Annotated in this window: 13 protein-coding genes and 1 pseudogene; 7 read left to right on the forward strand and 7 right to left on the reverse strand. The window is 68.3% G+C overall.

All coding sequences use genetic code 11. The features are described 5' to 3' along the window. Nucleotides 1-160: 160 nt before the first annotated feature. The 4 genes from A5753_RS02270 to A5753_RS02285 all read right to left on the reverse strand — a co-directional run bounded on the left by A5753_RS02270 (nt 161) and on the right by A5753_RS02285 (nt 4,120). On the reverse strand, nt 161-1,249 hold the full coding sequence (locus tag A5753_RS02270) for an adenosine deaminase (protein WP_067122881.1): 1,089 nt from the start codon (nt 1,247-1,249) through the stop codon (nt 161-163). Beyond that, nucleotides 1,246-2,538, reverse strand: a complete 1,293-nt coding sequence (locus tag A5753_RS02275; protein WP_067122886.1) for a thymidine phosphorylase — start codon at nt 2,536-2,538, stop codon at nt 1,246-1,248. Before A5753_RS02275 ends, A5753_RS02270 begins: the two co-directional genes overlap by 4 nt. A 15-nt stretch (nt 2,539-2,553) precedes the next feature. Beyond that, nucleotides 2,554-3,651 carry an alpha/beta hydrolase gene (locus tag A5753_RS02280; protein WP_067122889.1) on the reverse strand — a complete coding sequence of 366 codons (1,098 nt, stop codon included), beginning with the start codon at nt 3,649-3,651 and terminating at the stop codon, nt 2,554-2,556. 67 nt (nt 3,652-3,718) lie between these two features. Beyond that, the gene (locus A5753_RS02285) at nt 3,719-4,120 is read right to left on the reverse strand and encodes a cytidine deaminase (protein ID WP_082971133.1); all 402 of its coding nucleotides are present in this window, start codon (nt 4,118-4,120) and stop codon (nt 3,719-3,721) included. Between the two features lie 254 nt (nt 4,121-4,374). Between A5753_RS02285 and sdhC the strand changes: the two genes are divergently transcribed. Genes sdhC through A5753_RS02305 form a run of 4 tightly spaced genes read left to right on the forward strand, consistent with a single transcriptional unit; the run spans nt 4,375 to nt 7,777 of the window. Then, nucleotides 4,375-4,713 carry a succinate dehydrogenase, cytochrome b556 subunit gene (gene sdhC / locus A5753_RS02290; RefSeq protein WP_067122896.1) on the forward strand — a complete coding sequence of 113 codons (339 nt, stop codon included), beginning with the start codon at nt 4,375-4,377 and terminating at the stop codon, nt 4,711-4,713. Next, the gene (locus A5753_RS02295) at nt 4,710-5,195 is read left to right on the forward strand and encodes a succinate dehydrogenase hydrophobic membrane anchor subunit (RefSeq protein WP_067122898.1); all 486 of its coding nucleotides are present in this window, start codon (nt 4,710-4,712) and stop codon (nt 5,193-5,195) included. The genes sdhC and A5753_RS02295 overlap by 4 nt, the downstream gene beginning before the upstream one ends. Before the next feature lie 3 nt (nt 5,196-5,198). Then, nucleotides 5,199-6,953, forward strand: coding sequence for a succinate dehydrogenase flavoprotein subunit (gene sdhA, locus A5753_RS02300; protein WP_067122900.1), 1,755 nt, complete (start codon nt 5,199-5,201; stop codon nt 6,951-6,953). Further along, nucleotides 6,953-7,777: a succinate dehydrogenase iron-sulfur subunit gene (locus tag A5753_RS02305; RefSeq protein WP_067122902.1), complete on the forward strand. Its 825-nt coding sequence runs from the start codon at nt 6,953-6,955 to the stop codon at nt 7,775-7,777. The genes sdhA and A5753_RS02305 overlap by 1 nt, the downstream gene beginning before the upstream one ends. Nucleotides 7,778-7,796: 19 nt before the next feature. Here the strand turns inward: A5753_RS02305 and A5753_RS02310 are convergent, their stop codons facing one another. After that, on the reverse strand, nt 7,797-8,270 hold the full coding sequence (locus A5753_RS02310) for a hypothetical protein (RefSeq protein WP_231989970.1): 474 nt from the start codon (nt 8,268-8,270) through the stop codon (nt 7,797-7,799). Between the two features lie 193 nt (nt 8,271-8,463). Between A5753_RS02310 and A5753_RS02315 the strand changes: the two are divergent. Next, nucleotides 8,464-9,078 (forward strand): annotated as a pseudogene (locus A5753_RS02315) (carboxymuconolactone decarboxylase family protein); the annotation flags it as partial. Between the two features lie 52 nt (nt 9,079-9,130). On the opposite strand, the gene A5753_RS02320 reads toward A5753_RS02315, so the two are convergent. Next, entirely contained in the window at nt 9,131-10,054 is a 924-nt protein-coding gene (locus tag A5753_RS02320; protein WP_067122909.1) for a sigma-70 family RNA polymerase sigma factor, read from the reverse strand. A gap of 32 nt (nt 10,055-10,086) precedes the next feature. Here A5753_RS02320 and A5753_RS02325 point away from each other — a divergent pair, with 32 nt between their 5' ends. Then, the gene (locus A5753_RS02325; protein ID WP_067122912.1) at nt 10,087-11,418 is read left to right on the forward strand and encodes an aspartate aminotransferase family protein; all 1,332 of its coding nucleotides are present in this window, start codon (nt 10,087-10,089) and stop codon (nt 11,416-11,418) included. Nucleotides 11,419-11,473: 55 nt separating this feature from the next. On the opposite strand, the gene A5753_RS02330 is transcribed toward A5753_RS02325, so the two are convergent. Then, nucleotides 11,474-11,707 carry a hypothetical protein gene (locus A5753_RS02330; protein ID WP_067122915.1) on the reverse strand — a complete coding sequence of 78 codons (234 nt, stop codon included), beginning with the start codon at nt 11,705-11,707 and terminating at the stop codon, nt 11,474-11,476. A 232-nt stretch (nt 11,708-11,939) separates the two neighbouring features. On the opposite strand from A5753_RS02330, the gene A5753_RS02335 reads away from it, so the two are divergent. After that, nucleotides 11,940-13,205: a D-alanyl-D-alanine carboxypeptidase family protein gene (locus A5753_RS02335; protein ID WP_067122918.1), complete on the forward strand. Its 1,266-nt coding sequence runs from the start codon at nt 11,940-11,942 to the stop codon at nt 13,203-13,205. The last annotated feature ends 4 nt before the right edge of the window (nt 13,206-13,209 follow it).

Here is a 13,209-nt window from a genome sequence, read left to right on the forward strand (position 1 = left end):
CCCGTGGCCCCGCCACCCATGGCTCCCCCGCCGATGGCGCCGCCACCGATGGAGGCCCCGCCGATAGAGCCGCCGGCGATGCCGGTCGCCCCCGCAGCTCCCGCCGACACCGGTATGGGGATGGCCGGCGGGATGCCCGGGCACATCTAACGGCGAGCCGCTAGCCGATCAGCACGGCGTAGCGCGGCTTGATCACCTCATCGATGATGGCCAGGCGCTCGTCGAACGGGATGAAGGCGGACTTCATCGCGTTGATGGTGAAGCGCTCGAGGTCACTCCACCCGTAGCCGAAAGCCTGTACCAGGCGGTGCATTTCGCGGCTCATGAAGGTGTCGCTCATCAGCCGGTTGTCGGTGTTGACAGTCACCCGGAACCGGGCACGCGCCAGCAGATCGAATGGATGCTCGGCGATGCTCTTGACGGCACCGGTCTGCACGTTGGAGCTGGGACAGAGTTCCAGCGGAATTCGCTTGTCCCGCAGGATAGCCGCCTGTTGGCCCAGCCGCACTTCGCCGTCGTCCGACACCTCGATGTCATCGACGATGCGCACCCCGTGGCCGAGCCGGTCCGCCCCACAAAAGGCGATCGCCTCATGGATGGACGGCAGCCCGAACGCCTCGCCGGCGTGAATGGTGAAGCGCGCGTTGTGGTCTCGCATGTACTCGAAAGCGTCCAGGTGCCGGGTCGGCGGGTTGCCGGCCTCGGCGCCGGCGATGTCGAACCCGACGACGCCCTTGTCCCGGAATCGTATTGCCAGCTCGGCGATTTCGCGGGACACCGCCGCGTGCCGCATCGCGGTGACCAACAGGCGCACCACGATCGGGCGTCCGGCCGCCGCACTCGCCTTCTCGCCGTCGGCGAAGCCGGCCAGCACGGCCTCGACGATCGCATCGAAGGACAGCCGACGGTCGATGTGCAGCTCGGGGGCGAACCGGATCTCGGCGTACACCACCGAGTCTTCGGCCAGATCCTCCACGCACTCGTAGGCGACGCGATGCAGCGCCTCGGGTGTCTGCATCACGGCCACGGTGTGCGAGAACGGCTCCAGGTAGCGCTCCAGCGAGCCGCTGTGTGAGCGGGTGCGAAACCACCTCGCCAGCTCGTCGACGTCGGTGGCGGGCAGCCCGTCGTAGCCGACCTGCTCGGCGATCTCCAGCACGGTCGACGGGCGCAGCCCGCCGTCGAGGTGGTCGTGCAACAGGGCTTTGGGGGCCTTCCTGATCTGTTCCAGTCCCAGCGGTGCGGTCATGCCACGATCCGATCGATGATCAGCGGTCGGGACTGAACCTCGGACGCATCGCCGTCGATGCTCCAGCCGCCGTCCAGCTCGGCGAGCGCGGCATCGAAGCGGTCCGGGGTGTCGGTGTACAGGGTGAACAACGGCTCACCGGCGGTGACCGGTTCGCCGGGGCGGCGGTGGATCCGGATGCCCGCGCCCGACTGCACCCGTTCGCCCGGACGGGACCTGCCCGCACCGAGCCGCCATGCCCCCAGCCCCACTGCCATCGCGTCGATATCGCCCATTGTGCCGCCCCGCGGGGCGGTCACGTTCTCGGCATGCCGACCGATGGGCAACGGCAGCGCCAAGTCGCCGCCCTGGGCCGCGATGAGCCGGCGGAACCGGTCCATCGCGGTGCCGTCGCGCAGGGTGTCGGCGGGATCGCGGTCGTCGATCCCGGCCAGCTCGAGCATCTCGGCGGCCAGCCGCAGGGTCAGCTCGACGACATCGGGCGGGCCGCCACCGGCCAGCACCTCGAGCGACTCGGCGACCTCCAGGGCATTGCCGACGGTCGCGCCCAGCGGGCGGTTCATGTCCGTCAGCAGGGCACGGGTGGGCACCCCGTGCGCCGCGCCCAGTTCGACCATGGTGTGCGCCAACTCGCGGCACTGCCGCTCGGAATCCAGCAACGCCCCGGAACCGACCTTCACGTCGAGCACCAACGCGCCGGCCCCCTCGGCCAGCTTCTTGCTCATCACCGAGCTGGCGATCAGCGGCAGCGACTCGACGGTGGCGGTGATGTCGCGCAGCGCGTAGAGCTTGGCGTCGGCCGGGGCCAGGTTCCCGGCGGCGAAGATGGCCGCGCCCACCTCGCGCAGTTGGTCGCGCACGCGCTGATTGGACAGCTCGGCGGTGAACCCGGCGATGGACTCCAGCTTGTCCAGGGTGCCACCGGTATGCCCGAGCCCGCGGCCCGACGCCTGCGGCACCGCGGCCCCGCAGGCGGCGACGACGGCCACCAGGGGCAGGGTGATCTTGTCCCCCACCCCACCCGTGGAGTGCTTGTCGACTGTGGCCAGGCCCAGGTCGTTGAAGTCGAGCGTGTCGCCCGACGCCAGCATCGCCGCGGCCCACCGGGCGGTCTCACCGCGATCCATGCCGCGCAACAGGATCGCCATCAGCAGCGCCGCCATCTGTTCTTCGGCCACCCGGCCGTCGGTGTAGGCGTCGAGGACCCAGTCGATGGCGGCGTCGGACAACCGGCCGCCGTCACGCTTGGTCCTGATTACCGTGGGCGCGTCGAACGCGGGCTCAGTCAAGTGGGTCCCCGAGGCTCAGGGCGTGATCCCGTTCTCTTTGATGAACGACGCCAGCGCGCCGACCAGCTGGGTGGAGAATGGTAGGGCCTTCGTGTAGTTGGCCGTCGTTCTGCTGGAGTCCTCCTTCAGGACATGGTCCACACCGGTCAGGTGGACGTAGTCGGTCTTGGTGCCCGCGCTGGTCAGGCCGGACACCAGGGAGTCGACGTCCGGGCAGGTGATTTGAAGGTCGGCGTCGCTGCAGGTGACCAGCACCGGCATTGCGCGCGGCAGTTTGGCGGCCAACGCCGCCGGGTCGATCGCGTCTTCCTGCAACAGCGCGTGCGCGTTGGCGGCGTTGATCACCGACTTCAGCGCCGTCGGTTCATCGGGCGGGACCTGCCCGGTGGCGCGGAAGTCCTGTATCGCGTTATCGATCGCCGCCACGCTTTCGGCGGCCCGCACGGCGGTGAGCCGCCCGGACCTGACAGCCGCGTCGGCCTGCGCGTGGGCCTGCATGGCCACGTGGTCGAGGATGCGGCGGCTGGCGGGCTCCAGCAGCCCCAGGGCCTGTATCGCGGGGGCGGTCCCGGGCGCGGCGGTGGCCAGCATCATGGCGTAGAGGGCGCCCTCGCTGTGGCCGAGCACCATCAGGTGGTTTCGGTCGACGCCGGCTTGGCCCGCCAGGAAGTTCAGCGCTGCGGTCGCCTCGTCTTGGAACACGCCGATATCGAGCTTCGCCGGGTCCCTCGCGTAGGGGCCGAGTCCGGTCTGGCCGGTGCCGAGCTTGTCGTAGCGCAAGCTGGCGACGCCGTCGTCGGACAGCGCCTGCGCCAGATTGCGCAGCGTGTCGAGCCGACCCGGCATGGCGGCCGAGTCACCGTTGCGATCCGTCGGCCCGCTGCCGGCGATCAGCAGCGCCCCCGGCACTGCCCGGCCACGGCCTGCGGGATGGCGGAACGTGCCATAAACCGTCATGTCGGCCACCGAGAACGAGACGGCGTCCTCCACCCAGGACGCCGGCGCCGGCGAGGCGGTCGGTGATGGCGACTTCGCGGTGGGCGAGTGCGACCCGCATCCCGCCGCGATCAGCACTGCACATAAGAGCGTGGGCAGCGATCCCCTCGGCATCATCGGTGCGCTCCCCCGTTGCACACGGATGACGGTAAGCGGACCGGCAACGCACAGCAAGCGGCGACGTTCAGCCGCGCCCCGCGGCCAGGTCGTCGGGGCCGAAGGCGTCCGGCAGCAGGTCGCCGAGCCGGCGCGGCCCGCCCGGGTGATCGATCAGCAGGTCGGGTCCGCCGTGTTCGGCCAGCACCTGACGGCACCGGCCGCACGGCGTCAGAACCGAGCCCCGCGCGTCCACGCACGCCAGCGCCAGTAACCGCCCGCCGCCGGTGGAATACAGGGCGCACACCACGGCGCATTCGGCACAGAGACCCAGGCCATATGAGATGTTCTCCACATTGCACCCGGTGACCATCCGGCCGTCATCGACCAGCGCGGCCGCCCCGACCCGGAACCGCGAGTACGGCGCATACGCGCCCGCAGAGACATCGATTGCCCTGTCCCGCAACATCTTCCAGTCGATCTCAGGCACAACGAAACCCCGTTCACCCATGGCCGATTCCGACAGTCACCCTAGTCGCAAAACGGCGGTTCGCTCGACGGAGCATTGTCCCAAGTCCGACCGTGTCCGAGCTAAGCTCAAGTGCCCGGCGTGACTGACGTTGAAGTCGGAAGAAGGCGGTGAGGACTGGGGTGACTACGCAACCGACAACCGCGGATCCGGCGGCACCGGTATCGGCGCGCAAACGCAGACCACCACGGACGCTGTACCGGGGCGACCCCGGCATGTGGTCGTGGGTGCTGCACCGGATCAGCGGCGCGACGATTTTCTTTTTCCTGTTCGTCCACGTTTTGGACGCCGCGATGCTGCGGGTGAGCCCGCAGACCTACAACGCCGTGATCCACGACTATCAGATGCCCATCGTCGGCCTGATGGAATACGGCCTGATCGCGGCGGTGCTCTTCCACGGCCTCAACGGAATCCGGGTGATCCTGATCGACTTCTGGTCCGAAGGACCACGCCACCAGCGGCTGATGTTCTGGATCGTCGGCGTCGTGTTTCTGCTGCTGATGGTTCCGGCCGGCGTGGTGACAATCATCCACATGATGGAGCACTTCCGATGAGCAGTCCGGAGCTTCAGCGGCTGGGCTCTCAATCCCGCCGGGGCGACCTCGCCCCGGTCAAACAGCGCCTCTATGACCGCCCCGCCAGCCTGGACAACCCCCGCTCGCCGCGGCGGCGGGCCGGCATCCCCAACTTCGAGAAGTTCGCCTGGCTGTTCATGCGATTCTCCGGGATCGCGCTGTTCGTGCTGGCGATCGGCCATCTGTTCATCATGCTGATGTGGGATCACGGCGTTTACCGCATCGACTTCAACTACGTGGCGCAGCGCTGGGCGTCGCCGTTCTGGCAGTTCTGGGACCTGGCGCTGCTGTGGCTGGCGCAGCTGCACGGCGGCAACGGCCTGCGCACCATCATCGACGACTACAGCCGCAAGGACAGCACCCGGTTCTGGCTCAACAGCCTGCTGCTGTTGTCCATGGGGTTCACGCTGGTGCTAGGCACCTACGTGCTGCTGACGTTCGACCCGAATATCGGAGGCTGACCCGTGATCTCCCAACACCGGTACGACGTGGTGATCGTCGGCGCGGGGGGTGCCGGCATGCGAGCCGCGGTGGAAGCGGGTCCGCGGGTGCGCACCGCGGTGCTGACCAAGCTCTACCCCACCCGCAGCCACACCGGCGCCGCCCAGGGCGGCATGTGCGCGGCGCTGGCCAACGTCGAAGAGGACAACTGGGAGTGGCACACCTTCGACACCGTCAAGGGCGGCGACTACCTCGCCGACCAGGACGCCGTGGAGATCATGTGCAAGGAAGCCATCGACGCGGTGCTCGACCTGGAGAAGATGGGGATGCCGTTCAACCGCACCCCCGAGGGCCGCATCGACCAGCGCCGCTTCGGCGGGCACACCCGCGACCACGGCAAGGCGCCGGTGCGCCGGGCGTGTTACGCCGCCGACCGCACCGGTCACATGATCCTGCAGACGCTGTACCAGAACTGTGTGCGGCACGACGTGCAGTTCTTCAACGAGTTCTATGCGCTGGACCTGGTGCTCACCCAGACCCCGAGCGGGCCGGTGGCCACCGGGGTGGTCGCCTACGAGCTGGCCACCGGCGACATCCACGTCTTCCACGCCAAGGCGGTAGTGCTCGCCACCGGCGGTTCGGGCCGGATGTACAAGACCACCTCCAACGCGCACACGCTGACCGGCGACGGGATCGGCATCGTCTTCCGCAAGGGACTTCCCTTGGAGGACATGGAGTTTCACCAGTTCCACCCGACCGGCCTGGCCGGCCTGGGCATCCTGATCTCCGAGGCGGTACGCGGTGAGGGTGGCCGGTTGCTCAACGGCGAGGGTGAGCGCTTCATGGAGCGTTACGCCCCGACGATCGTCGACCTGGCACCGCGCGACATCGTCGCCCGTTCCATGGTTTTGGAGGTTTTGGAGGGACGCGGCGCCGGCCCGCACAAGGACTACGTCTACATCGACGTCCGCCACCTCGGTGAGGACGTGCTGGAGGCCAAGCTGCCCGACATCACCGAGTTCGCGCGCACCTATCTGGGTGTGGACCCGGTACACGAGTTGGTGCCCGTCTACCCGACCTGCCACTACGTGATGGGCGGCATCCCGACCACCGTCACCGGACAGGTGTTGCGGGACAACACTTCTACGGTGCCGGGGCTGTACGCGGCCGGGGAGTGCGCGTGTGTGTCGGTGCACGGAGCCAACCGGCTGGGCACCAATTCGCTGCTGGACATCAACGTGTTCGGCCGCCGGGCCGGCATCGCCGCCGCCAATTACGCACGGGGCCACGAGTTCGTCGACATGCCGCCGGAGCCGGCGGCGATGGTCGTCGGCTGGGTCGGCGACATCCTCTCCGAACACGGCAACGAGCGCGTCGCCGACATCCGCATCGCGTTGCAGCAGTCGATGGACAACAACGCCGCGGTGTTCCGCACCGAGGAGACACTTAAGCAGGCGCTCACAGACATCCACGCGCTGAAGGAGCGGTACGCGCGAATCAGCGTGCACGACAAGGGAAAACGATTCAACAGCGACCTGCTGGAGGCGATCGAGCTGGGTTTCCTGCTGGAACTCGCCGAGGTGACCGTGGTCGGCGCCTTGAACCGCAAGGAGTCTCGCGGCGGCCACGCCCGCGAGGACTACCCCAACCGCGACGACGTCAACTTCATGCGCCACACCATGGCCTACAAGCAGGGCAGCGACCTCCTGAGCGACATCGCGCTGGACTTCAAACCCGTGGTGCAGACGCGCTACGAACCCAAAGAACGGAAGTACTGATGGCCGAGAGCGTCGGAACCGAAGAGGAAGCCGAGGTCGACACCAGCCTGGAGCCGCCGCTGCCGGCGATTCCCGACGGGGCGGTGATGGTGACCGTCAAGATCGCCCGGTTCAACCCCGACCAGCCCGACGCCTTCGCCGAAACCGGTGGCTGGCAAAGCTTTCGGGTGCCGTGCCTACCCAGCGACCGGATGCTGAACCTGTTGATCTACATCAAGAGCTACCTGGACGGGACGCTGACCTTCCGGCGTTCGTGCGCGCACGGGGTATGCGGCTCGGACGCCATGCGCATCAACGGGGTCAACCGCCTGGCCTGCAAGGTGCTGATGCGCGACCTGCTGCCCAAGAGTAGGCCGGGCAAGCGCGAAAAAACACTGACCATCACGGTCGAGCCGATCCGCGGGCTGCCGGTGGAAAAGGACCTGGTGGTCGACATGGAACCCTTCTTCGACGCCTACCGGGCGGTGAAGCCCTACCTGGTCACGACTGGTAACCCGCCGACCCGCGAACGCATTCAGAGCCCCACCGACCGGGCCCGCTACGACGACACCACCAAGTGCATCCTGTGCGCGGCGTGCACGACCAGTTGCCCGATCTTTTGGCACGAGGGCAGTTACTACGGCCCGGCCGCGATCGTCAACGCGCACCGGTTCATCTTCGACAGCCGCGACGAGGCCGCCGCCGAGCGCCTGGACATCCTCAACGAGGTCGACGGCGTGTGGCGGTGCCGCACCACATTCAACTGTACCGAGGCATGCCCGCGCGGGATCCAGATCACCAAGGCGATCCAAGAGGTCAAGCGGGCGATCATGTTCTCCCGCTAGGCGCTTTCACGGCGCCGAGTCAGGGCTTCGACTCTCCCCGTCGGGTACCCGCCACGTGCCCCGGCCCGACTCGGTCGTCGTCGCGGTCGGTTTCCGGCATTTCCGAAGCCGGTTGTTCGTCGGCCGGAGACTGACTCGCACCGCCAGGGGTGCTCGCCGGGCTGGCTGACTTGAAATCGGGATTCGTCGCCGGGCCCGTCGCACCACCAGCGCCTCCCGAGTCACGCGCCGCGCTTTCTTGGCGTCCCTCGTAGGGCGGGATCGCGCTTCCGGTGTCCTGCGGGGGCAATTCGCCGGTGCCGCTGTATACATCCGACGCGTTCGGATCACTCATCGGCGGATTCGCGTCTTCGTCCACGGTTCCGACCGGACGATCTCCCCCGCCCGGCTCGGGAGTATCCGTGCCGGTGTCGCGCGCACCGCTGCCCAGCTCGGGATCATCGAAATGTTCCAGCCTCGAATCGTTTGGCTGTTGATCGTTTTGAGAGGTCATAACCTGTCTCCTCACCCTCTCGCTACCCCGCCGCGCCGGTTGGCGTGGCGAGGGTGAGAGCCGGGTACCCGGACCTTCTGACGGGAAACACCTGCTCACGACGAGCACCTTTCCGAGACCATCAGGTCCTTCTCGAAAGCGCTATCGCATTCGCTAGCGCGTTTGAAACTCACTCGATGGTTCCCAAGGCCCGTCACACATCGCGGCCCCGTCTCGTCTGACGGGTATGACACAGAACACCCGCATCGAGCCCCTGCCCCCCAAGCGCGCCGGACTGCTGACCCGGGCCATGTACCGGATCGCGAAGCGGCGCTATGGCCAGGTTCCCGAACCCTTCACCGTCACCGCGCACCATCGCGGGCTGATGATCGCCGGCGCCATGCACGAGACGATGCTGGACCGGGCGTCGAAGACGCTGCCGGTCAGCGTGCGCGAGCTCGCGGTGTTCTGGACCGCCCGCACGGTTGGCTGCTCGTGGTGTGTCGACTTCGGGTCCATGCTGCAACGTTTGGACGGCCTGGACATCGCGCGCCTGAAGGACATCGACAACTACGCCACCTCAACGGCGTTCAGCGACGACGAGCGCGCCGCCATCGCCTACGCCGACGCGATGACCATCGACCCGCACACCGTCACCGACGAGCAGGTCGACGATTTGCGGGCCCGCTTCGGCGATGCCGGGGTGATCGAGCTGACCTATCAGATCGGGGTGGAGAACATGCGGGCGCGGGTGAACACCGCGCTGGGCATCACCGAGCAGGGCTTCAATTCCGGTGACGCCTGCCGCGTTCCGTGGGCTAGCGACGATCGCAAGCGCGGCGTAGCCGGGCGCAGCGGGTCGTTGCCATCGGCAACCGAGCTCAACCAGTCCGCAACGGGGAGCCGGTGAATTTGTCCGGGTTGGCGACATCCCATAGGGCGCAAACCTTTCCGTCGCGCACCGTCGCCGCCATGATCCGCGGCATCATCTCGCGGTACCCGTCACTGGCGGGGCAGCCGGGCGTGTAGCCGCCCAGCTCGCCATTGACCAGGCCCAGCTGATACGAGGTGAACATCGCCGGGCCGTAGCGCTGGGCCAGGCCGAAGAAGAATCGGGCCACCTTGTCCGCGCCGCGGATGACGTTGATTGCGGTGGGCGCCTTGCCGTTCGCGTCGCCGGTCAGGGTCACGTCGGGATGCAGCAGCGCCACCACGGCTTGCAGATCGCCGGATGCCATGGCCGCCAGCAACTTTCCCACCACCTCGGCGTGCGACGGGTCGGGCTTGGGCGGGGCGCCGGCCGCGACGGCCTTGCGGGCCCGTGATGCCAGCTGCCGGGCGGCGGCCTCGTTGGTCCCCAGCACCTGCGCCACCTCCGCGAACGGCACGGCGAACCCGTCGTGCAACACGAAGGCGACCCGCTGATCGGGTGACAGCCGTTCGAGCACCACCATCGCGGCGAACCGCGCGTCCTCGCCCGCGACCACCGCGGACAGCGGATCGGGCGCTTGGGAATCCGAGAACCCGGTGACCACCGGCTCGGGCAGCCAATTTCCGGTGTAGGTCTCGCGCCGATGCGCGGCCGAGCGCAGCCTGTCCAGGCCCAGCCTGCTCACCACCGTGGTCAGCCAGGCCCGCAGGTCGGTGATCTGCGTTCCCTTTTCGGGATCCTGCCGGTGCCAGCGCAGCCAGGCGTCCTGGACGATGTCCTCGGCGTCGGCCACCGTGCCGGTGAGCCGGTAGGCGACCGACATGAGATGGGGCCGTAGCGACTCGAACTCGCTGACCTGCTGCGCCGAGGTCATGACCAGAGCTTAGCGTTAGGCTCGCACACACCATGACCGAAAATCTCTGGCTGCACTTCACCAGGCACGGGCCGGACTTCAGGCCGCCGGTCATCGTCCGGGGCGAGGGTGTCACCCTCTTCGACGACCGCGGCAAGAGCTACCTCGACGGCCTGTCCGGGCTGTTCACCGTGCAGGTCGGCCATGGCCGCGGCGAACTGGCCGAGGTCGCCGCCCGGCAAGCCGGCACGCTGGCGTTCTTCCCGCTGTGGGGATACGCGACTCCCCCCGCGATCGAGCTCGCCGAACGCCTCGCCGGCCACGCGCCGGGCGATCTGAATCGGGTCTTCTTCACCACCGGCGGCACCGAAGCCGTCGAGACCGCATGGAAACTGGCCAAGCAGTACTTCAAGCTCACCGGCAAACCCGGTAAGCACAAGGTGATTTCGCGCGCGATCGCCTACCACGGCACCACCCAGGGCGCCCTGGCGATCACCGGGCTGCCGAAATACAAGGCGCCGTTCGAACCGGTGACGCCCGGCGGCTTACGGGTGCCCAACACCAATTTCTACCGCGCGCCCGAGCCCTTCGGAACCGACCCGAAAGCCTTCGGGCAGTGGGCCGCCGACCGGATCGCCGAGGCCATCGAGTTCGAGGGCCCCGACACCGTGGCGGCGGTGTTCCTGGAACCGGTGCAGAACGCGGGCGGCAGCATCCCGCCTCCCCCAGGCTATTTCGAGCGGGTGCGCCAGATCTGCGACGAATACGACGTGCTGCTGGTCTCCGACGAGGTGATCTGCGCGTTCGGCCGGATCGGGTCGATGTTCGCCTGCGACGACTTCGGCTACGTGCCGGACATGATCACCTGCGCCAAGGGAATGACGTCGGGCTACTCGCCCATCGGCGCCATGATCGCCAGCGAGCGGTTGTTCGAACCGTTCAACGACGGCGCCACCATGTTCCCGCACGGGTATACCTTTGGCGGCCATCCGGTTTCGGCGGCCGTGGGGCTGGCGAACCTCGACATCTTCGAGCGTGAGGGACTCAACGACCACGTCAGGACCCACGCGCCAGCCTTCCGCGCCACCCTGGAAAAGCTCTACGACCTGCCCATCGTCGGCGACGTGCGCGGCGAGGGCTTCTTCTACGGCGTCGAACTCGTCAAGGACAAGGCGACCAGGCAGACCTTCACCGATGACGAACGCCGCACCCTGCTCGGCCGGGTGTCGTCGGCGCTGTTCGAGGCCGGGCTGTACTGCCGCACCGACGACCGCGGCGACTCCGTCATCCAGCTGGCGCCGCCGCTGATCAGCGGCCAGCCCGAGTTCGACACCATCGAAGCCGTCCTGCGCGATGTGCTGACGGAAACCCAGGCGCGCATCTAGGGTCCAGGCCATGGCGCGCAAACCCCGTATCCACCCGGTGCGCTGGCAGCCGCCGCTAGCCCGCGGGCACCCGCCTGACCGCGTCGGCGGCCATCATCACCTCACGGGCGTGCGTGGCGGTCGGGTTGTGCCCGAACCGCGTCACGGCGTTGCACAGCCAGGCCAGCGCCGACCGCAAATCCGGGTCGGTGGCGGCGTCGCGGTGCAGCTTCAGCTCCGCCAGTACCTGGTCGAACCCGGAACGTCGTACCTGCGTGGACTTCTCGACGTGCTTGAGCAGATCGCTCAACGCTCGCGGGCCGACAGCGGCCGAAGCGCCGCCACGATTGCGCCGCCAGGCGGACCAGAACCGATCGCGTGAAATGGCAACACCCCTGGAGTTCGGCGCGGTGGGTGGCTTTCGGGCCGACCGCGCGCCCAGCGTATCGCGGCTTCGCGAGCACCGCTCAGTAACTTCCGTCTCACCAGTCACAGCGCGGCTCCGCGTTTTCGGGCCGTCGATCGCTTACTGTGCACAGACGATGACCCTATTACGTTCCGCGTCATGCCTGGCAGCGGCGCTTTTCCTGATGGCCGCCCCGGTCACGTTGGCAGCACCGGCGACATTGCCGCTGGGGATGCCGCTCGCGAGGGCCGAGCCCGGCGCCGAACCCATCGCCGCGCCCGCGGACTGCCCATACAAGGTGAACACCCCGAAGGCCGTGGACTCCTCGGAGGCCCCCACCGCCGGCGACCCGCCGATCCCGCTGGCGGTGCCCGCGAAGCCGGTCGGCGGCGACGCGCTGGGCAGCTGCGGCATCGTCGCCGCGCCGAATACGCCCGCGCTGCCCAACGACGTCTCCGCCGACGCCTGGCTGGTGGCGGACCTGGACAGCGGCGCGGTCATCGCGGCCAAGGACCCGCACGGGCGGCACCGCCCGGCCAGCATCATCAAGGTGCTGGTCGCGATGGCCTCCATCAACGCCCTCAACCTGAACAAGTCGGTCCCCGGAACCGCCGACGACGCCGCCGCCGAGGGCACCAAGGTCGGCGTCGAGGAGGGTGGCGTCTTCACCGTCAACCAACTGCTGCACGGGCTGCTGATGCACTCCGGCAACGACGCCGCCCACGCGCTGTCCATGCAGCTGGGCGGCATGCAGCAGGCCCTGGAGAAGATCAACGTGCTGGCCGCCAAGCTCGGTGGCCAGGACACCCGGGCGGCATCGCCGTCGGGGCTGGACGCGCCCGGCATGAGCACCTCGGCGTATGACATCGGGCTGTTCTACCGCTACGCCTGGCAGAACCCGACGTTCGCCGACATCGTCGCGACGCGGACCTTCAACTTCCCCGGCCACGGCGACCACCCGGGCTACGAGCTGGAAAACGACAACCAGCTGCTCTACAAGTATCCCGGCGCCCTGGGCGGCAAGACCGGTTACACCGACGACGCGGGCCAGACGTTCGTGGGCGCGGCCAATCACGACGGGCGGCGCCTGGTGGCGGTGCTGCTGCACGGGACGCGGGTGCCGATCGCCCCGTGGGAGCAGGCCGCGCACCTGCTGGACTACGGGTTCTCTACCCCGCAGGGCACGCAGGTCGGCTCGCTGATCGCGCCCGACCCGTCCCTGGCGCCGGCCAAGCACGACGCCGCCGCGGACCCGCTCGCCAACAACGCGGCGCCCGACGGGATCATCGGATCCGCGGAGGCCATGCCGATCCGGGTGGGCGTGGCGGTGATCGGCACCATCGTGGTGTTCGTCCTGATCATGATGGCCCGCTCGATGAACCGCCGACCACTTCACCGCTGAGCAC

It is taken from the genome of Mycobacterium sp. 852002-51971_SCH5477799-a, from assembly GCF_001667145.1.
GTDB lineage: Bacteria > Actinomycetota > Actinomycetes > Mycobacteriales > Mycobacteriaceae > Mycobacterium.